Source organism: Bradyrhizobium sp. 142 (assembly GCF_023074015.1).
Taxonomy (GTDB): domain Bacteria; phylum Pseudomonadota; class Alphaproteobacteria; order Rhizobiales; family Xanthobacteraceae; genus Bradyrhizobium.
This window is the reverse complement of sequence record NZ_JADPKQ010000211.1, coordinates 1-1,502: the sequence shown is the minus strand read 5'-3', so window position 1 is coordinate 1,502 and position 1,502 is coordinate 1. Positions and strand designations below refer to the sequence as shown.

Sequence of the window (1,502 nt, the reverse complement as noted above, 5' to 3'; positions counted from 1 at the left end):
CGGATCTTCCTCAGCGGGTGGTTCGCAGGCACCCGCGCCTCCGGCGAAATGTACGAAAACAACCCGCCCTGATCCGCAAAAGCGCCTCGCATGCGAGCCTAGATCTTTTTACCCAGTTTGATTGACCACGCGCGGGCCGCAGAGGACCCCTGCTGCGGCCCTTTTATGCGTGCTCGCCAGCGGCCTCTTGGTGAACGAAACCGTTTGCTGCCTCACGCGAAGCACTCCCGAAATCGTCCGCGTCTGGCATCCTCTGATTAACGACGGGATTCAAGATGATCGCGCTTAAAGGCATTGCAATTTTGCTTGGTGCCGGCATTCTCTTGTCGATGCACTCGGGTGACCTCAGCGCCGACGTAGCTCTCGCCGTCGTCGCTTGTCTTGCATAAAGCGAAAGCCCTCAACAGTGGGCGGGCGGCAGATTTGGCGCGAGGATTGATCCAGATGAAAAACCCCGGCGCATGGGGGTGCATCGGGGTGCTCTTAAGATGAATTGGTCAAACGCAGACACGCCTTCATAGTAGCGTTCGAGCTGGGCGCCTTTAGCACGAGTCCGTGGACCAACCTTTCTATACCCAGGACGCGCAGTAGCTCTCGTGCGTTCCGAGCCCCAGCCGTGACGATCTGCCAGCCGCGGAGACCGCGGCATTGATGGCGGATGGACTCTCCACCAATGATCACCATTCGCAGCATCGGCCCCGACGACTACACCGTGCACGAGTTCGGCCAGCGGATCGGCCGCATCCGGCTAGCGCGCGCGCTGGACAGCTCAACCGCTTCATCATTCAATGAGTTTCAACCCTTGATCGGTACTTCTGTCGCCGGAAACTCATTCCGGACTCCGGCATCCGCTCTCGGCCTCGGATGCACCCGGGCGTCGACCGGGACTTCGGTGATGGCGTCGCGGAGGCTGTTGCGATCGAGGATGCGGAGCAGCCGGTCGATCGTGGTCGCCGCGTCGCGCTCGTGCGTCAGGTAGTCGGCCAGCGCGATCATGGCGAGGTCATAAGCCTGCTCGATCTGCTCGGCGGGGTTCAGGCGCGCCATGCTCAAGCAGCTCCGCGTAATGGAAGCGCCAGTTGGACGGCAAAGGGCCGGGTAGCATTCGCCTCGATGAAGGCCCGCAAGGCTGGCGTGATCTCGGCGTTGCCGGCGGCGCGTTCACCAAGCTCATCTGCGACTTCGCCGGTCGCGTCGCGGGACAACCGCTCAATGGCGTTGAAGGCGACGATCCGGACCGGATAGGCGTACTGGCCGGAGAGGAGGTCGCGGAGCACGGTCTCGCGATCGGTGTCCTGCTCATCGGTCTCGCGCCAGGAGCAGCCTGCTCGGGCGCCGAAGTCCTCCAGGACGAGGTAGACGTCGCGATCGAGACGATCCAGCGGCACGATCGAGGGTGACTGACGCATACGCAACTCCTACTCAGGAGGTGCAATCACGCTGCTGTCGGATCGTTCCGGCCGGAATTGCGCGCGGCAATGGGTGTGGCCTACTGCCGGCCC

The 1,502-nt window shown here is 62.6% G+C and carries 2 protein-coding genes; both read right to left on the bottom strand.

All coding sequences use genetic code 11. The features are described from left to right. Nucleotides 1-795: 795 nt before the first annotated feature. Nucleotides 796-1,047: a hypothetical protein gene (locus tag IVA82_RS19400; protein ID WP_247387505.1), complete on the bottom strand. Its 252-nt coding sequence runs from the start codon at nt 1,045-1,047 to the stop codon at nt 796-798. A gap of 2 nt (nt 1,048-1,049) precedes the next feature. Beyond that, entirely contained in the window at nt 1,050-1,409 is a 360-nt protein-coding gene (locus IVA82_RS19395; protein ID WP_247387504.1) for a hypothetical protein, read from the bottom strand. Nucleotides 1,410-1,502: the final 93 nt, after the last annotated feature.